Origin of the sequence: Variovorax sp. V116, assembly GCF_041154435.1 — a bacterium.
Lineage (GTDB): Bacteria > Pseudomonadota > Gammaproteobacteria > Burkholderiales > Burkholderiaceae_C > Variovorax > Variovorax paradoxus.
The window spans coordinates 840558-858297 of the sequence record NZ_AP028661.1 but is presented as its reverse complement, the minus strand read 5'-3'; the positions used below and the strand labels follow the sequence as shown (position 1 = coordinate 858297).

Genomic DNA, 17740 nt, shown 5'->3' with positions numbered 1-17740 from the left:
ACCCGACTGAAAGAAGACCCCATGAACTGGAAACTCGCCGCCCGCGCCGCCAAGATGAATCCGTCGGTGCTGCGTGAAATCCTCAAGGTCACCGAGCGCCCCGGCATCATCAGCCTGGCCGGCGGCCTGCCCTCGCCCAAGACCTTCCCGATCCAGGCCTTTGCCGACGCCTGCGCCGAGGTGCTGCACAACGACGGCCAGGCCGCGCTGCAGTACGCCGCGAGCGAAGGCTATGCGCCGCTGCGCCAGGCCGTGGCCGACATGCTGCCGTGGAACGTCGATCCCGCGCAGGTCCTCATCACCACCGGCTCGCAGCAGGGCCTGGACCTGGTGGCCAAGGTGCTCATCGATCCGGGCAGCAAGGTGCTGGTCGAGACGCCCACCTACCTGGGCGCGCTGCAGGCCTTCGGCCCGATGGAGCCGAATCCGGTGAGCGTGGCGAGCGACGACGAAGGCGTGATCGTCGAAGACCTGGTGGCCAAGGCCAAGGATGGGCGCTTCGTCTACCTGCTGCCCAATTTCCAGAACCCCACCGGCCGCACCATGACCGAGGCGCGCCGCGCGGCGGTGTCGGCCGCCGCGGCCGCCGCCGGCCTGCCGATCGTCGAGGACAACCCGTACGGCGAACTGTGGTTCGACGAAGCCCCGCCACTGCCGCTCACGGCGCGCAACCCCGAAGGCTGCATCTACCTGGGTTCGTTCTCGAAGGTGCTCGCACCGGGCCTGCGCCTGGGCTTCCTGGTGGCGCCGAAGGCCATCTTCCCGAAGCTGCTGCAGGCCAAGCAGGCAGTCGACCTGCACACGCCGATCTTCACGCAGCGCATGGTCTCGGCCGTGATGAAGGACAACTTCCTCGAGCGCCACGTGCCCACCATCCGCGCGCTCTACAAGCGCCAGCGCGACGCGATGATGGCCGCGCTCACGCGCGAGATGGCCGGGCTGGACGTGAAGTTCAACGCACCCAAGGGCGGCATGTTCCTGTGGGCGCGCCTGCCCGAGGGCATCGACACCGTCGCGCTCTTGCCCAAGGCGGTGGAGCGCAACGTGGCCTTCGTGCCGGGCGCGCCCTTCTATGCGGACCAGGGCGATCCGCGCACGCTGCGGCTGTCGTTCGTGACGGCCAGCGTCGAGGAGATCGACACCGCGATCGCCGCGCTGGCCCTGACGCTGCGCGAAGAGCTGGCGCTGCTGGGCGAGCGCAGGCTCGCGCCCGAACCCGTCTGAGCCGCAACACGAGGCAGACCACGATGCACATCGCCATCCTGACTTTCGACGGCTTCAACGAACTCGACTCGCTGATCGCGCTCGGGGTGCTCAACCGCATCAAGAGGCCAGGCTGGCGCGTGACGCTGGCCGCGCCCAGCGCCACGGTCACCTCGATGAACGGCGTGACCGTGCATGCGAGCTCCACGCTCGAAGCGGCCGCCGAAGCCGAGGCGGTGCTCGTCGGCAGCGGCATCCGCACGCGCGAGATCGCGGCCGATCCGGCCATCATGGGCGCGCTGCGCCGGCTCGATGCGAAGCGGCAGCTGATCGGCGCGCAATGCTCGGGCACGCTGCTGCTCGCCAAGCTGGGCCTCCTGGGCGCGGTGCCTGCCTGCACCGACCTCACGACCAAGCCCTGGGTGCAGGAGGCCGGCGTCGAGGTGCTCAACCAGCCTTTCTTCGCCAAGGGCAACGTGGCAACCGCCGGCGGCTGCCTGTCGGCGCCCTACCTCGCGGCCTGGCTCATCGCACGCAGCGAGGGGATCGAGGCCGCGACGAGCGCGCTGCACTACGTGGCGCCGGTGGGCGAGAAGGAAGACTACGTGGCGCGCGCGCTGCGCAACATCGAGCCCTACCTCCCCTCGGTTCCGGCTGCCACGGCCGACGCCGCCTGAAGAAAGTGCCGCTGGACACACCATGATCAGCCTCGCCACGCTCGCGCTCTTCCTGCTGGCCGTTCTCGCGCTGTTCCTGTCGCCGGGGCCGAACATGGCCTTCGTGCTCTCGCACGGCGTGGCCCACGGCCCGCGCGGCGGCTTCGCGGCGGCGCTCGGCATCTCGTCGGCCGACCTGGTGCACACGCTCTTCGCCGCCACCGGCGTCACGGCGCTGGTCGCGGCCTGGCCGCCCTCGTTCGACCTGCTGCGCTACGCGGGTGCGCTGTACCTGCTGTGGCTCGCGGTGCAGGCCCTTCGCAGCAGCGGCGGCCTCCCCACGGGAGCGCGTGCGCAGCCTTCCGCCTTCGCGCGCATCGTGCGCATGGCCTTCCTGAACAACCTCGTCAATCCGAAGGCGCTGCTGTTCTTCATGGTGTTCCTGCCGCAGTTCGTCGACCCGGCGCGCGGCAGCGTGCCCTTGCAACTGGTGCAGCTCGGCGTCATGCTGTCGGCAGCCGCGCTCGCGTTCAACACGCTGCTCGGCGCCTGCAGCGGGCAGCTCGGCCGCTGGCTGCAGCGCCGTCCGGGGGCTGAAAAGTTCCAGCGCGGCCTGCTGGCCCTGGTGATGGTCGGCCTGGCGATCCGCCTGCTGCTGCTCGACCGTCCCGGCGTGCCATCCGCCCTGTCCGCCACACCTGTCCAAGGAAGCTGAACACCATGCTCAATATCTGGGGCCGCATCAGTTCGATCAACGTGCGCAAGGTTGTCTGGTGCGCGCAGGAACTCGGGCTCGACTTTCAACGCACCGAGGCCGGCGGCCGGTTCGGCGTGGTGCAGACGCCCGAGTACCTGGCGCTCAACCCGAACGCGATGGTGCCCACCATCGACGACGGCGAAGGCAGCGATCGCGTCACGCTCTGGGAATCGAACGTGATCGTGCGCTATCTCTGCGCCAGGCATTCGCACGGCAAGTTCTATCCGAGCGAGCTGCCCGCGCGCTTCGATGCCGAACGCTGGATGGACTGGCAGCAGACCACGCTCAACCGCGCGAGCCGCGACGCCTTCGTGCAATGGGTGCGCACGCTGCCGGCCGAGCGCGACCCGGCGCTGATCGCGGCCTCGGTGCATGCGAGCGAGGCGCTGTTCGCGATGCTCGACGCGCATCTTTCGCGGCAGCCCTTCATGGCCGGCGACCGCTTCACCATGGCCGACATCCCCATCGGCTGCGAGGCGCACCGCTGGTTCGGCCTGCCGCCGGCCGAATACCAACGCCCCAGCTGGCCGAACCTCGAACGCTGGTACGGCGAACTGATCTCCCGGCCGGGCACGCGCGGCGTGCTCGACCTCCCGCTCGAATGAAAAGCATGAAACCCCGCCCGTTCAAACAAGTCGACGTCTTCACCGCCACGTCCTACCTCGGCAATCCGCTTGCCGTGGTGCTCGACGGCAGCGGCCTGGGCGACGCCGAGATGCAGCGCTTCGCGCAGTGGACCAATCTTTCGGAAACCACCTTCCTGCTGCCGCCGACGCAGCCCACGGCCGACTACCGCGTGCGCATCTTCACGCCCGGCGGCGAGCTGCCCTTTGCGGGCCATCCCACCATCGGCAGCTGCCATGCCTGGCTGCAGGCCGGCGGCAAGCCGAAGGCGGCGGGCCGGATCGTGCAGCAGTGCGCGGCCGGCCTGGTGCCGCTGCGCCATGAAGGCGAGCGCCTGGCTTTCTCGGCCCCGCCGCTCAAGCGCAGCGCGCCGAGCCCCACGCTGCTGGCCAAGGTGGCGGGTGCGCTGGGCCTGAAGGCGCAGCAGGTGGTTGCGGCGCAGGTGCTCGACAACGGGCCGGTGTGGTTCGGCCTGCTGCTCAGCGACGCGGACATCGTGCTCCGGCTCGTGCCCGACCACCGCATGCTCAAGGAGCTGGGTGTGAAGGCCGGCGTGGCGGGTGTGCCGGCCGAGCAGGGCGCGTCGATGCTGATCGGCCGCTCCAACCGCGAGGCGCGCGCCTTCGGCGGCAAGTCCGCTGCCATCGAAGAAGGCGAAGGCCCGAAGATCGACCTCGAGGTGCGCGCCTTTGCCGCGCCCATTGGCGTGGAGGAAGACCCGGTCACCGGCAGCCTCAACGCCAGCCTGGCCGAATGGCTGATCGCCGACGGCCACATGCCCGCGCGCTACGTGGCCGCGCAGGGCCAGTGCCTCGGCCGTTCCGGGCGCGTGTACATCGAGCGCGACGCCGACGGCAAGGTGTGGGTCGGCGGCGATGCCGTGACTTGCGTCGACGGCCAGGTCACGCTGTAGGGCAAAACACCATGCACGCGCAGCTCGACCACCTGGTGATCGCCGCCGCCTCGCTGGCCGAGGGCGTGGCGTGGTGCGAGGCCACGCTGGGGGTCACGCCCGGCCCTGGCGGCTCGCATCCGCTGATGGGCACGCACAACCGGCTGCTGAACATCGCGGCCGAGGCGTTCCCGCAGGCCTACCTGGAAATCATCGCGATCGAGCCCGGCAAGCGGCCATCGCGCCCCGGCACGCGCCGCTGGTTCGACCTCGACGACCCGGTGCTGCAGGCCGGGCTCGTGCGGCGCGGACCGCGGCTGGTGCACTTCGTCGCGCGCGTGCCCGACGCGCACGCCGCGCTGCAGGCGCTGGCGCGCGAGGAGCACGCCCACATCGACCGCGGCCAGTTGCTCGAAGCCTCGCGCGACACGCCCGCCGGCCGGCTCGAATGGCAGATCACGGTGCGCAACGACGGCCAGCGCCTGTTCTACGGCGCGCTGCCCACGCTGATCCAGTGGGGCCCCGTGCATCCCACCGACGCCATGCCGGCTTCGGGCCTTGCGATGCGCTCGCTGCGGGCCACGCATCCGCGCGCGGCCGACCTCTCTGCGGCGCTGTCGGCCATCGGCATGGCCGGCATGGCGGTGCAGGCCGGCGCGCCCAACCTGGTGGCCGTGCTCGACACGCCCCGCGGCCCCGTCACGCTTCAATCCGAAGGACTCTGACATGCTGAGCTTGACCGAAATCGCCTGGTTCGCACTCGCCTCGATGCTGCTGGCGCTCACGCCGGGGCCGAACATGATCTATTGCGTGTCGCGCACGCTCATCCAGGGCCGGCGCGCCGGGCTGGTCTCGCTCGGCGGCGTGATGATGGCCTTTCTTGCCCACCTGTTCGCGGCCGCGCTCGGCCTCACCGCGTTGCTGCTGGCGGTGCCGGTCGCGTTCGACGCCATCCGGCTGGCCGGCGCGGCCTACCTGCTGTGGCTCGCATGGCAGGCGGTCAAGCCCGGCGGCAATGCGCCCTTCGAGGCGCGCGCGCTGCCGGCCGATCCGCCGGGCAAGCTGTTTCGCATGGGCTTTCTCACCAACCTGCTGAACCCGAAGGTCGCGATGTTCTACCTCTCGTTCTTTCCGCAGTTCATCCATCCCGAGCGCGGCTCGGTGCTGCTGCAGAGCATGCAGCTGGGCATGGCGCAGATGGCGAGCAGCGCCGCGGTCAACACCGCGGTGATCCTCGGCGCCGCGAGCATCACGGCTGTGCTGTCGCAAAGCGCCGGCTGGCTGCGCGCGCAGCGCTACATCATGGGCAGCGTGCTGGCGGCGCTGGCGGTGCGCGTCGCGCTGACGGAACGCAAGTAAAAGAGAAGGAGCACGCGTGAGATTCACCCGCGAAGAAATCGAATCCGCGCAACGCACCGTCGGCGCGGCCATGCCGCCCACGCCGCAATATGCGTGGCCGCTGCTCGCGCAGCGCCTGGGCTGCACGGTGTGGGCCAAGCACGAGAACCACACGCCGGCGGGCGCCTTCAAGATCCGCGGCGGGCTGACCTACTTCGAAACGCTGGCACGCGAGCAACCCGGCGTGCGCCATGCGATCAGTGCCACGCGCGGCAACCATGGCCAGTCGGTGGGCTTCGCGGCGCGGCGCCACGGGCTCGCGGCCACCATCGTGGTGCCACATGGCAACTCGCTCGAAAAGAACGCCGCGATGCGCGCCCTGGGTGTGCAGCTGGTCGAGCATGGCGACGACTTCCAGGCGGCCGCGGAGCATGCGGCCCTGCTCGCCGAGCGCGGCGGCATGCACCGCGTGCCATCGTTCCACCGCGAGCTGGTGCGCGGTGTGTCGACGGCGTATGTCGAATTCTTCAGCGCACTCAAAGATGCGCCGCCCGATGTGCTGTTCGTGCCGATCGGGCTGGGCTCCGGCTTCGCAGCCGCGGCCGCCGCGCGGGCTCACTGCGGCGTGTCGACCCGGCTCATCGGCGTGGTGTCGGCGCATGCCACGGCGTACCGCGATTCGTTCCGCGCAGGCCGGCCTGTCGAGTCGCCGGCCGGCACGCGGCTGGCCGACGGCATGGCCTGCCGCACGCCGGTGCCCGAATCGCTCGAGGTGATCCTGCGCGAAGCCGACGACGTGATCACCGTCACCGACGACGAGGTGGCCGAGGCCATGCGCATTCTCTTCAGCGACACGCACAACGTGGCGGAAGGTGCTGGCGCCGCGGCGCTGGCGGGCGCGCTCCAGCAGCAGGATCGCTGGCGCGGGAAGACGGTGGGTATCTGCGTGAGCGGCGGCAATGTCGATTCGGGCATGTTCGCGGGGGTGCTGGGGGGCGCTGGCGCATTGGCGTGACCAAGCGCGCTTTGTTCAGGGCGCGTGCACAGGCCACCGGGTACTCCCCTCCGCGAATGTCCCCCGCCTTCGGCTCCTCCTTGATTTCGCTGCGGGGAGCACCCGATGCCCTGTGCACCAGGGCACGCTGTCGGTTCGCAGCTGATCAACCACCGCGCTGAACAACGATCACGCTGATGGGGTGCCTTGCGCAGCGAAATCAAGGAGGAGGCCGCAGGCCGGAGGACATTCGCGGAGCAAGGTACCCCGTCGGCGGGAGCGCGCCCTGAACAACGGCGCCAAGAACAACAGCAACAACAAGCTAAAGCAGCGGCCCCGTACGAGCCGTGTCCAGCGGCAGCCGAGACACCTCCGCCAGCAACAGCGCGAGCTGCTGCGCAGCCGCATCGACAACAGCCTGCCCGCGCGGCGCCGTTGCGGCGGCGGCGTTGCCGGCTGCGCCCTGTGCGTTGTAGTCCTCCATGGCCCAGCCGAGCTTGGCGCTCTTGCCGTTGCCGAGAATCGCGTAGTCGGCCGCGCGCTGCTCGGAGGTGGAGCGGAAATTCTTCGCCTCGGCCATGCGCACCTGCTGCGGCGCCAGCGCCAGCATCATCGAGGTCTCGATCTCCCCCGCATGCACGCCGAAGCGGTGCTCGACGGCACCGAACTGCGCGCCCGCATCGCCCAGCGGCAGGTTGAACCAGCTCACGCTGTAGACGATGAGGCCGTGCGCCGCGCGCAGTTCGCGCGCCACGATGTCCATCGCGCCCACGTGGCCGCCATGCGCGTTGAACAGCACCAGCTTCTTCACGCCGGCATGCGCCACGCCGGCACCGATCTCCTTCCACATGCGGATCAGGGTCTCGGCCGACAGCGTGAGCGTGCCCGCAAAACGCGCGTGCTCGGGGCTCAGGCCGATCTGCTGCGTCGGCAAAAACAGCACCGGCAGCCCGGCCGGCAGCAGCGGCAGCGAGGCGGCCACGATGCCGTCGGCCAGCACCGTGTCCACGCCCAGCGGCAGATGGGGCCCGTGCTGTTCGGTGGCACCGAGGGGCAGCACCGCGACCGTGGCTGCCACATCGAGCGCCGCAAAGTCGCGCGTCGTCAGTTGAGACCAGTAGCGGGGCAGGGATACCGGGGATGCGTTCATCCGCCGATCTTAGAGCGGTGCTTCAATCCACGCGACCCGCGCCTCGCGCGCTTCGACGAACACACAAGGACACCCGATGGATCTCCAGCTCCAGGACCAGCACGTTCTCATCACCGGCGGCAGCAAGGGCATCGGCCTGGCCTGCGCGCTCGGCTTCCTGCAGGAGGGCGCGCGCGTGAGCCTCGTGTCGCGCGATTTGCAGAACCTGGAGCGGGGCCGCAAGGCGCTGGCCGAGGCGTTTGCGCAGGCCGAGGGCCGGGTCTCGGTGCATGCAGCCGACCTCAAGGACCCGGCCAGCGCCGTGGCCGCGCTCGATGCGGCCGAGCTGGCCTTCGGACCGGTCGACGTGCTGGTCAATTCGGCCGGCGCCGCGCGCCGCACGCCGCCCGACGAGCTGGATGCCACTGCCTGGCACGACGCGATGGACGCCAAGTACTTCACCTACATCCACATGATCGATCCGGTGGTCAAGCGCATGGGCCGGCGCGGCCGCGGCGCGATCGTCAACGTGATCGGACAGGGCGGCAAGGTCGCGAGCCCGGTGCACATGGCCGGCGGCGCGGCCAACGCGGCGCTGATGCTGGTGAGCGCCGGCATGGCCGCGGCCTATGCGGGCAAGGGCGTGCGCGTGAATGCGGTGAACCCCGGCCTCACGCTGACCGAGCGGCTGCAGGAAGGCATGAAGGCGGACGCGAAGCTGCAGGGCATCGGCAGCGACGAGGCGCTGCAGCGCGCCACGGCCCGGCTGCCGCTCGGGCGCATCGCCACGCCGCAGGAGATTGCCAACACGGTCGTGTTCCTGGCTTCGCCGAAGGCGAGCTACGTGACGGGCGCGATCGTCGCGATGGACGGCGCCGTGACGCCGATGATCTAGGGCCTACCCAGCCGTCAGCGCCTCGAACTTCAGCGCCAGGAAATCGACCAGTGCCCGCACGCGCGCGGGCACGAAGCGTCCGCTGGGCAAGAGGGCGTGCAGCGGATAAGGCTCGGTGTCCCACTCGGGCAGCAGGTGTACCAGCCGGCCGCTCTCGATGTCGGTGCGCACGTCGAGCGCCGACTTCAGCGTGATGCCGCGCCCCGCGACGGCCCACTCGCGCGCGAGCGATGCGTCGTCCACGCTGCGGTCGCCCTTCACGCGCACTTCGGTCCACTGGCCGTTCTGCGCGAAGCGCCAGGTGCGGTGGCGGCGCCCGCCGCGGTCGAAGGTGAGGCAGTTGTGGTGCACCAGGTCCTGCGGCGTCTTCGGCGCGGCGTGGCGGCGCAGGTAGGCGGGCGATGCGGTGAGCAGCGGATTGGTCAGCGCGAACGGCCGCGCCACCAGCCGTGAATCGGCCAGCGCGCCGTAGCGCAGCGCCACGTCGACCTCGTCGCGCGTCACGTCGAGCAGCCGGTCGCCGACCGACAGCGACAGCTGCACGCCCGGGTGCCGTTCAAGGAATTCGTCGAACCAGGGCAGCAGCGTGCTGCGCGTGAGGTCCGACGGGGCGGCCACGCGCAAGGTGCCGACCAGCTCGCCACGCTCGGCCGTGACCAGCGACTCGCCTTCGTCGAGCAGCTCGAAGGCGCGCACCGCGTAGTCGAGCAGCGTCTGGCCCTGCGAAGTCAGGCGCATGGCACGGGTCGAGCGCTCGAACAGGCGGGCGCCGAGCTGCGTTTCCAGCCGCTTGAGCGTGGCGCTGGCCGCCGCCGGCGTCATGCCCAGCGCATGGGCGGCCGCCGTGAGCGTGCCGCCGCGGGCGGTCTGCACCAGCACCTGCAGGTCCGAGAGATTTTCAATTTTCATTTGAAAGTGTTGCTCATTGAGGCAGTCTTATCAATTTCTGGTTGCCATCCTACAGTCGAGCCATCGTTCAAGAAAGAAAGAAGGTCATCCACCATGAAAGCCATCGGCTACCACCAGCCCCTGCCCATCGACAACCCCGAGTCGCTGCAGGACATCGAACTGCCCGCCCCCGTGGCCGGCCCGCGCGACCTGCTGGTGCGCGTGAAGGCCATTTCGGTCAACCCTGTCGACACCAAGGTGCGCAAGAACATGGCGCCCGAAGCCGGCCAGCCCAAGGTGCTGGGCTGGGATGCCGCGGGCACGGTCGAGGCCATCGGCGCCGGGGTGAAGAATTTCAAGGTCGGCGACCGCGTCTACTACGCCGGCTCGATCGTGCGGCCCGGCGCCAACGCCGAACTGCATGCGGTGGACGAGCGCATCGCGGCGCTCGCGCCCACGAGCCTCGACGATGCGCAGGCCGCGGCGCTGCCGCTGACCACCATCACCGCCTACGAGCTGCTGTTCGACCGCCTCAAGGTGCCGAAGAACGGCGGCGCGGGCCAGACACTGCTGGTCACCGGCGGCGCCGGCGGCGTGGGGTCGATCCTCATCCAGCTTGCGCGCCAGCTCACGCAACTGCGCGTGGTGGCCACGGCCTCGCGCGCCGAGACGCGGGCCTGGTGCCTCGCGCTCGGTGCCCACGCGGTCATCGACCATTCGAAGCCCCTCGCGGCCGAGCTCAAGGCCGCGGGCATCGGCGAGGTCGCCATGGTCGCGAGCCTCACGCAGACCGGCCAGCACTATGCGCAGATCATCGAAAGCCTGAAGCCCCAGGGCCAGCTCGCGGTGATCGACGACCTGCCGTCGCTCGACGCGATGCCGCTCAAGACCAAGAGCATCTCGCTGCACTGGGAAATGATGTTCGCGCGCTCGCGCTTCGAAACGCCGGACATCGCCGAGCAGGGCGCGCTGCTGGCCGAGGTGGCCGCGCTGGTCGACGCGGGCCGCATCCGCACCACCGCCAATGCGAGCTTCGGCGCCATCAACGCCGCCAACCTCCGGAAGGCGCATGCGCTGATCGAGAGCGGCAAGGCCCAGGGCAAGGTGGTGCTCGCAGGGTTCTGAGCACAATCGGCCGCATGGCCGAAGACAGCATCCAGCCGCCGATCGAATTCGAAACCCCGCGCCTTCGGCTGCGCCAGTGGCGGGAGCGCGATCTCGCGCCCTTTGCCGCGCTTGCGGCCGATCCGCTGGTGATGGAGTTCCTGCTGCCCCTGCCCGCGCGGGCCGCGAGCGATGCACTCGCCGCGCGCATCAGGGCCCGCATCGCCGAGCAGGGCTGGGGCCTGTGGGCCGTGGAGCACAAGGCATCGGGCGAGTTCGCGGGCTTCACGGGCCTCAACGTGCCGCTGGCCGCGCTGCCCTTTTCGCCCTGCGTCGAGATCGGCTGGCGCTTCGCCCGAAAGTGGTGGGGCCAGGGGCTCGCGACCGAGCAAGGCCGCGCGCCACTACTTCGCCTGCGCCGACACGCGCCAGACCACGTTGCCCACGTCGTCGGCCACCAGCAGCGCGCCGCTCTTGTCGAGCGCCACGCCCACGGGGCGGCCATGCGCCTTCTCGTCGGCCGAGAGGAAGCCGGTCAGCACGTCGACCGGCGGCCCGCTCGGCTTGCCGCCGGAGAACGGCACGAACACCACCTTGTAGCCCGACTTGGGCTTGCGGTTCCAGGAGCCGTGCTCGCCGATGAAGGCGCCGCTTGCAAACTGCGGCGGCATGCCGCGGCCGTCCGAGAAGACCAGGCCCAGCGCCGCGACGTGGGCGCCGAGCGCGTAGTCGGGCGCGATGGCCTTGGCCACCATCTCGGGGTTCTGCGGCGTGACGCGCGCATCCACCTTGCTGCCGTAGTAGCTCCAGGGCCACCCGTAGAAGGCGCCGTCCTTCACCGAGCTCAGGTAGTCGGGCACCAGGTCGCTGCCGATCTCGTCGCGCTCGTTGACCACGGTCCACAGCGCCTTGGTCTCGGGGTGCCAGGCCATGCCGTTGGGGTTGCGCAGGCCGCTTGCGAACAGGCGCTTTTCGCCGCTCTTCACGTCCACTTCCCAGATGGCGGCGCGGCCTTCTTCGGCGGCCAGCCCGTTCTCGCCGATGTTGCTGTTGGAGCCGACCGTGACGTAGAGCTTGGTGCCTTCGGCGTTGGCGATCACGTTCTTGGTCCAGTGGTGGTTGATGCCCGCGGGCAGCGGCGTGACCGCCGTGGGCGTTGCGCTCGCCGAGGTCTGGCCCTCGGTGTAGGGCACCTTGACGAGCGCGTCCGCGTTGGCGATGAACAGCTCGTTGCCCACCAGCGCCATGCCGAAGGGCGAACTCAGGTTCGACAGGAACACCTGGCGCACCTCGGCCGCGCCGTCTCCGTCGGCATCGCGCAGCAGCGTGATCCGGTTGGCGCTGGGCACGTTGGCCCCGGCGCGGCCCATGACCTTGCCCATGACCCAGTTGCGGACCTTGGCCATCGGGCCGCTGCCGCCGTCGCTGCTGCCTTCGGGCTTGGGCGGCTTGTTGCTTTCGGCCACCAGCACGTCGCCGTTGGGCAGCGTGTAGACCCAGCGCGGATGGTCCAGCCCGCGCGCCAGTGCGCTCACGCGCAGGCCCTGGGCGGGCTTGGGGGCGGCGGTGTCGGTCCAGCCGACCGCCTCGGCCACGTTGACGGTGGGAATCAGCGTCTTGTTGGGTTCGGCCAGTTGCGGGCGCGGCCCGGTGGTGGCCTCGGGCGCCACCTTGGCGGTTTCGCCGCAGCCGGCCAGCGCCAGCGCTGCAGCCACGGCGGCCGTCCAGGCCAGCGGGGAAATGGCGATGCTCGGTACCTTCATTCGCGCTCCTTGGTTGCTGCGGCGCGGAGGCCGCCCTTTTCCTTCTTCAGCGTCGTTCCTTCGGCAAATCATGAGGACGGCGCCGGCATGGGCTGTCGGCCATGGGCGCTTTTTGGCGTGGGCGCACCCCATTCGCGCATCGCCGCTACCATCGGCCGCATGACCGACGACCTGTTCCGCGCCGACGCCTACCTGCGCGCCTGCGAAGCCCGCATCCTGCGCATCGACGACACCGGCATCGTGCTGGACCGCACGGTGTTCTATCCGCTGGGCGGCGGGCAGGCCGGCGACACCGGTGTACTGGCCTTGGCCGACGGGCGCGAACTGGCCATTGCCGACACGCGCAAGGCAAAGAACGAGGAAGGCCAGCCCACGCAGGAAGTCGTCCACGTGCCGGCGCCCGGCCAGGCCGAACTGCTCGCCGCGCTCGAGCCCGGCGCCGCCGTGACCGCCCGCCTCGACTGGGAGCGCCGCCACCGGCTGATGCGCTTCCACACCGCGAGTCACCTGCTCTGCCACCTGGTGCCGGTACCGGTGAACGGCTGCTCGATCACGCCCGACTACGCGCGCATCGACTTCCACATGACCGATCCGCTCGACAAGGAAGCGCTGACGGCCGGCCTTGCGCGGCTGGTGGAAGCCGCGCATCCGCTGACCGTGGGCGCCATCACCGACGAGGAGCTCGACGCCAACCCGGCGCTGGTCAAGAGCATGAGCGTGCAGCCGCCGCGCGGCACGGGCACGGTGCGCACCATCCGCATCGGCGGCGAGGGCGAGGCGCAGATCGACTTCCAGCCCTGCGGCGGCACGCATGTTGCAAACACCGCCGAGATCGGCGCCGTGATGGTCACCAAGATCGAGAAAAAGAGCGCCAACAGCCGCCGCGTGGTGCTGGGCTGGGCCGCCTGAGCCGCCGCAACCCTCGGAACTTCGCACCACTCCCCTGCTCCGACTGACGGCATGATCTTTTCCCGCTTTCACATCGCTACGTTTCTGGTAGCAGCCGCCGCAGCCTGCATGCCGGCTGCGGCCCAATTGGCATCCAGGCCGGGCGCGGTGGTCACCACCCCTCACGTGCGCGCCGAACTGGTGGCGCATGCGCCCGAAGGCGTTGCGCCGGGCGCACCGGTCTGGGTCGGCCTGCAGATCACCCACCAGCCCGAGTGGCACACCTACTGGAAGAACGCCGGCGATTCGGGCCTGCCCACCGAGCTGAACTGGACGCTGCCGAGCGGCGTGGCGGCCGGCGAGATCGCCTGGCCGGTGCCGCGCAAGATCCCGGTCGGCAACCTCGCCAACTACGGCTACGAAGGCACGGTGCTGCTGCCGGTGCCGCTCGAGGTGTCGAGCAACTTCAAGCCGCCGCTGGCGCTGGGCGCCGGCGCCTCGGCGCTCGACGTGCGGCTCAAGGCCAGCTGGCTGGTGTGCCGCAAGGAATGCATTCCCGAGGAAGGCGAATTCACCCTGGCCCTGCCGCTGCAGGGCTCGACCGCGCTGCACAAGGCCGAGTTCGATGCGGCGCAGGCCGCGCAGCCGCAGCCGCTGGGCAAGCCGGGCGCGGTCGAGGTCAGCGGCAACAACCTGCAGGTGCGCCTCGAAGGCCTGCCCGCCTCGGCCCGCGGCAAGACCCTGGGCTTCTTCCCCGAAACGCCCGAGCTGATCCGCACCGCCGCCGAATCGGGCAAGGACTGGACCCAGAGCTGGCAAGGCGGCACCTGGACCGCGACGCTGCCGCTGGCCGACCAGCGCAGCGCGAGTCCGACGACCCTGCCGCTGGTGGTGGCGCTGGCCGAGGCCGACCGGCAGCCGGGCCAGCCCGTCGCCTGGCGCACCGAGGCGCCCGTCAGCGGCAACTGGCCGGCCGCGGCGCCGCGCGCGGAGGTCTCGCCCGCGCTGCAGGCGGCCCTGGCTGCCAATGCGGCCGCCGCTCCGTCATCGCCTTCTTCGGAGCTGCCGCCGCAACCCACGGTCACGCTGATGGCCGCGCTGCTCGGCGCGCTGCTCGGCGGACTGCTGCTGAACCTCATGCCCTGCGTCTTCCCGATCCTGGCGATCAAGGTGCTGGGCTTCGCGCGGCAGGCCGGCAACCACAGCGCGCACCGCACCGCGGGCCTGGCCTACACCGCCGGCGTGATGCTCTCGGTGCTTGCGCTGGGCGGCGCCATGCTGGCGCTGCGCGCGGCCGGCGCCCAGCTCGGCTGGGGCTTCCAGCTGCAATCGCCGGCCGTGGTGGCGGCGCTGGCGGCGCTGTTCACGCTGATCGGACTCAACCTCGCGGGCCTGTTCGAATTCGGCCGCGCCGCGCCCCTGTCGCTGTGCTCGGCGCAGGCCCGCCATCCGATTGCCAACGACTTTCTTTCGGGCGTGCTGGCGGTGGTGATCGCTTCGCCCTGCACCGCGCCGTTCATGGGCGTTTCGCTCGGCTTTGCCATCGGGCTTCCCGCCACCCAGGCGCTGCTGCTGTTCGCCGCGCTGGGCCTGGGCCTGGCGCTGCCGTACCTGGTGGCGGGCTTCATTCCAGCCGTGGCGCTGCTGCTGCCCAAGCCCGGCCCCTGGATGAACACGCTGCGCCGGCTGCTGGCGTTCCCGATGTTCGCCACCGTGGCCTGGCTGGTCTGGGTGCTGGGCCAGCAAAGCGGCATCGATGGCGCAGGCACCCTGCTCGCGCTGCTGGTGTGCATGGCCGCCATCGTCTGGGCGCTGACGCTGCGCGGCCGCACGCGGCTGGTGATTGCCACGCTGATGGTCGCATTCACCGCGGTGCTGGCCGCCGCCATCGGGCGCAACGTGCTGCAGACGGTGGAGCCGGCCAGGATGGCGGCCACCGCGGGGCAGCGCTGGCAGCCCTGGTCGGCCGAGCGCGTGGCCGAGCTCACGGGCGCCGGGCAGCCGGTGTTCATCGACTTCACGGCCGCCTGGTGCGTGACCTGCCAGTACAACAAGAAGGCCACCCTGGCGGATGCCGAGGTGCTGGCCGATTTCGACCGCAGGAAGGTCGCGATGCTGCGCGCCGACTGGACGCGCCGCGACCCGGCCATCACCGCCGCGCTGACCGCGCTCGGCCGCAGCGGCGTGCCGCTGTACGTGCTGCAGGCCCCCGGCAAGGCGCCGGTCGTGCTGACCGAGATCCTGGGCAAGGACGAGGTGCGCGCCGCGCTTGCCGCGCTTTGACCCCCGGCGTGACATGGGTTGTCACATGCACATGAGCAAAGCGCCCTAAGCTGTCGCCGTTGTTCGTTTTTCTTTTGGAGTTCAAGCTGGCCATGTCACTTTCGCCATCGTCCGACTCGCGTTCCATTCGTGCCGCGCGCCATGCCCGCGCGGCCCTCAGCCGCGCCTCGCGCCGCGCCGTGGTGGCGGCCGCCGTGGCGCTGGGCGCCACCTTCCTGATGGGCAACAATGCCTTCGCCGCGCCCGCCGTGGGCCAGCAGGCGCCCGACTTCGTTGCGGTGGACACCGGCGGCGCCAAGCACAAGCTGTCCGACTTTGCCGGCAAGTTCGTGGTGCTCGAGTGGACCAACCCGGGCTGCCCCTTCGTGCGCAAGCACTACAACAGCGGCAACATGCCCGCCACGCAGAAGGCCGCCACGGCCCAGGGCGTGGTCTGGCTGTCGGTCAATTCCACCGAGCGCGCGGCCAGCGACTACCTGCAGCCCGCCGCGCTCGACGCCTGGATGAAGTCGCAGAAGGCCGTGCCCACCGCGGTGCTGATGGACGAGGACGGCGTGATCGGCCAGGCCTACGGCGCGCGCACCACGCCGCACATCTTCATCATCGATCCCAAGGGCATGCTGGTGTATGCCGGCGGCATCGACAGCATCGCCTCGGCGCGGCCCGACGACATCAAGAGCGCGACCAACTACGTGAGCCAGGCGCTCGGCGAAGCCTTCGGCGGCAAGCCGATCTCGACCGCCTCCACGCGGCCCTACGGCTGCTCGGTGAAGTACAAGAGCTGACGAAGCCCCACGGGCAGTGACAGGTACCTGACTCGCGCGGTCAGGCGGTGGTCGGGAACCCCGGCCTACCCTCGGACGAACGACATCGCCCAAGGGGACAACCAGATGAATCCTGCGCAATCCGCCGCGCAACCATCGGCTGCGGCCGCCGCCCGCACCGCGCCAGGCACCGCTTCTTCCAGCGCTTCCTCCTCCTCGAAATTCGCCACCGTGCTGCGCGTGACGGGCGGCAATTTCATGGAGATGTTCGACTTCTTCCTGTTCGGCTTCTACGCCACGCAGATCTCGAAGGCCTTCTTCCCGGCGGGCAACGAATTCGCCTCGCTGATGCTGACCTTCATGACCTTCGGCGCGGGCTTCCTGATGCGGCCGCTGGGCGCGATCTTCCTGGGCGCGTACGTCGACCGCGTGGGCCGCCGCAAGGGCCTGATCGCCACGCTCGCGCTGATGGCGGTGGGCACGCTGCTCATCGCCTGCGTGCCGAGCTACGCCACCATCGGCTTCGCGGCGCCGCTCCTGGTGCTGGTCGGGCGGCTGCTGCAGGGCTTCTCGGCCGGCGTGGAACTGGGCGGCGTCTCGGTCTACCTGTCGGAGATGGCCACGCCGGGACGCAAGGGCTTCTACGTGAGCTGGCAGTCGGCCAGCCAGCAGGTGGCGATCATCGTGGCGGCCGCGCTCGGCTACTGGCTCAACGTGACGTTCAGCCCGCAGGAGATCGGCGACTTCTACTGGCGCATTCCGTTCTTCGTCGGCTGCCTGATCGTGCCGGTGCTGTTCATCATCCGCCGCTCGCTGCAGGAGACCGAAGAGTTCATGGCGCGCAAGCACCGGCCCGACGCGCGCGAGATCTTCCAGTCGATGGTGGCCAACTGGGGCCTCGTCGTGGCCGGGATGATGCTGGTGTCGATGACCACCGTGTCGTTCTACCTGATCACGGTCTACACGCCCACCTTCGGCAAGTCGGTGCTGCACCTGAGCACCACCGACGCGCTGGTCGTCACGCTCTGCGTGGCCATCTCCAACTTCATCTGGCTGCCGGTGATGGGCGCGCTGTCCGACCGCGTGGGCCGCAAGCCGCTGCTGATTCTCTTCACGGTGCTGACCATCCTCACCGCCTACCCCTCGCTCAAGTGGCTGGTCGGCGCGCCGAGCTTCGGGCGCATGCTCGAAGTGGAGCTGTGGCTGTCGTTCCTCTACGCGAGCTACAACGGCGCGATGGTGGTGGCGCTCACCGAAGTGATGCCGGTCAATGTGCGCACCGCCGGCTTCTCGCTGGCCTACAGCCTCGCGACGGCGCTGTTCGGCGGCTTCACGCCCGCCATTGCCACCGGCCTGATCGAGATGACCGGCGACAAGGGCGCCCCGGGCCTGTGGATGACGGCCGCTGCCGCCTGCGGGCTGGTGGCGACGCTGGTGCTCTATCGGCGCAACGTGGACCCGGCGGATTCGGTGCGGGTGCCGGTGGTCTGAATTATTTCGGCTCGCCCTAGCTGGCTTTTGCTGGTTCAGGGCGCGCTCCCGCCGATGGGGGACATTCGCGG

The 17740-nt window shown here is 70.1% G+C and carries 17 protein-coding genes and 1 pseudogene; 15 read left to right on the top strand and 3 right to left on the bottom strand.

Annotated elements, in window-relative coordinates:
* Positions 1–21 precede the first annotated feature (21 nt).
* The 8 genes from ACAM58_RS03955 to ACAM58_RS03920 are packed head-to-tail and all read left to right on the top strand — an operon-like array spanning position 22 to position 6485.
* Positions 22–1224, top strand: a complete 1203-nt coding sequence (locus ACAM58_RS03955) for a PLP-dependent aminotransferase family protein (protein ID WP_174545056.1) — start codon at positions 22–24, stop codon at positions 1222–1224.
* Between the two features lie 23 nt (positions 1225–1247).
* On the top strand, positions 1248–1880 hold the full coding sequence (locus ACAM58_RS03950; protein ID WP_018903769.1) for a DJ-1/PfpI family protein: 633 nt from the start codon (positions 1248–1250) through the stop codon (positions 1878–1880).
* A 22-nt stretch (positions 1881–1902) separates the two neighbouring features.
* Positions 1903–2574 carry a LysE family translocator gene (locus tag ACAM58_RS03945; RefSeq protein ID WP_018903770.1) on the top strand — a complete coding sequence of 224 codons (672 nt, stop codon included), beginning with the start codon at positions 1903–1905 and terminating at the stop codon, positions 2572–2574.
* Positions 2575–2579: 5 nt separating this feature from the next.
* The gene (locus ACAM58_RS03940; protein ID WP_018903771.1) at positions 2580–3221 is read left to right on the top strand and encodes a glutathione S-transferase family protein; all 642 of its coding nucleotides are present in this window, start codon (positions 2580–2582) and stop codon (positions 3219–3221) included.
* Between the two features lie 5 nt (positions 3222–3226).
* The gene (locus ACAM58_RS03935; RefSeq protein ID WP_026283885.1) at positions 3227–4153 is read left to right on the top strand and encodes a PhzF family phenazine biosynthesis protein; all 927 of its coding nucleotides are present in this window, start codon (positions 3227–3229) and stop codon (positions 4151–4153) included.
* Between the two features lie 11 nt (positions 4154–4164).
* On the top strand, positions 4165–4857 hold the full coding sequence (locus ACAM58_RS03930) for a VOC family protein (RefSeq protein ID WP_018903773.1): 693 nt from the start codon (positions 4165–4167) through the stop codon (positions 4855–4857).
* 1 nt (position 4858) lies between these two features.
* A complete protein-coding gene (locus ACAM58_RS03925; RefSeq protein ID WP_012745892.1) occupies positions 4859–5491 on the top strand; it encodes a LysE family translocator in 633 nt (210 codons plus the stop codon).
* 16 nt (positions 5492–5507) lie between these two features.
* Positions 5508–6485, top strand: a complete 978-nt coding sequence (locus ACAM58_RS03920; RefSeq protein ID WP_018903774.1) for a threonine dehydratase — start codon at positions 5508–5510, stop codon at positions 6483–6485.
* A gap of 301 nt (positions 6486–6786) precedes the next feature.
* On the opposite strand, the gene ACAM58_RS03915 is transcribed toward ACAM58_RS03920, so the two are convergent.
* The gene (locus tag ACAM58_RS03915) at positions 6787–7614 is read right to left on the bottom strand and encodes a creatininase family protein (RefSeq protein ID WP_369664200.1); all 828 of its coding nucleotides are present in this window, start codon (positions 7612–7614) and stop codon (positions 6787–6789) included.
* A gap of 76 nt (positions 7615–7690) precedes the next feature.
* On the opposite strand from ACAM58_RS03915, the gene ACAM58_RS03910 reads away from it, so the two are divergent.
* Positions 7691–8488 carry an SDR family oxidoreductase gene (locus tag ACAM58_RS03910; protein ID WP_012745889.1) on the top strand — a complete coding sequence of 266 codons (798 nt, stop codon included), beginning with the start codon at positions 7691–7693 and terminating at the stop codon, positions 8486–8488.
* Between the two features lie 3 nt (positions 8489–8491).
* On the opposite strand, the gene ACAM58_RS03905 is transcribed toward ACAM58_RS03910, so the two are convergent.
* A complete protein-coding gene (locus tag ACAM58_RS03905; protein WP_369664199.1) occupies positions 8492–9397 on the bottom strand; it encodes a LysR family transcriptional regulator in 906 nt (301 codons plus the stop codon).
* A 93-nt stretch (positions 9398–9490) separates the two neighbouring features.
* Here ACAM58_RS03905 and ACAM58_RS03900 point away from each other — a divergent pair, with 93 nt between their 5' ends.
* Both ACAM58_RS03900 and ACAM58_RS03895 read left to right on the top strand, forming a co-directional pair.
* Positions 9491–10501: a zinc-binding alcohol dehydrogenase family protein gene (locus tag ACAM58_RS03900; RefSeq protein ID WP_369664198.1), complete on the top strand. Its 1011-nt coding sequence runs from the start codon at positions 9491–9493 to the stop codon at positions 10499–10501.
* Positions 10502–10515: 14 nt separating this feature from the next.
* Positions 10516–10869 (top strand): annotated as a pseudogene (locus ACAM58_RS03895) (GNAT family N-acetyltransferase); the annotation flags it as partial.
* Between the two features lie 15 nt (positions 10870–10884).
* Here the strand turns inward: ACAM58_RS03895 and ACAM58_RS03890 are convergent.
* On the bottom strand, positions 10885–12243 hold the full coding sequence (locus ACAM58_RS03890; protein ID WP_369664197.1) for a sorbosone dehydrogenase family protein: 1359 nt from the start codon (positions 12241–12243) through the stop codon (positions 10885–10887).
* Between the two features lie 159 nt (positions 12244–12402).
* Between ACAM58_RS03890 and ACAM58_RS03885 the strand changes: the two genes are divergently transcribed.
* The 4 genes from ACAM58_RS03885 (at position 12403) to ACAM58_RS03870 (ending at position 17669) form a co-directional block, all read left to right on the top strand.
* Complete coding sequence (locus ACAM58_RS03885) at positions 12403–13152, top strand: alanyl-tRNA editing protein (RefSeq protein ID WP_026283887.1); 750 nt, start codon at positions 12403–12405, stop codon at positions 13150–13152.
* Between the two features lie 108 nt (positions 13153–13260).
* Positions 13261–15414 (top strand): protein-disulfide reductase DsbD family protein, encoded by a 2154-nt coding sequence (locus ACAM58_RS03880; protein WP_369664196.1) that lies wholly within the window; start codon positions 13261–13263, stop codon positions 15412–15414.
* Between the two features lie 92 nt (positions 15415–15506).
* Positions 15507–16199: a thioredoxin family protein gene (locus ACAM58_RS03875; protein ID WP_369664195.1), complete on the top strand. Its 693-nt coding sequence runs from the start codon at positions 15507–15509 to the stop codon at positions 16197–16199.
* 105 nt (positions 16200–16304) lie between these two features.
* Complete coding sequence (locus ACAM58_RS03870; protein ID WP_307596473.1) at positions 16305–17669, top strand: MFS transporter; 1365 nt, start codon at positions 16305–16307, stop codon at positions 17667–17669.
* The last annotated feature ends 71 nt before the right edge of the window (positions 17670–17740 follow it).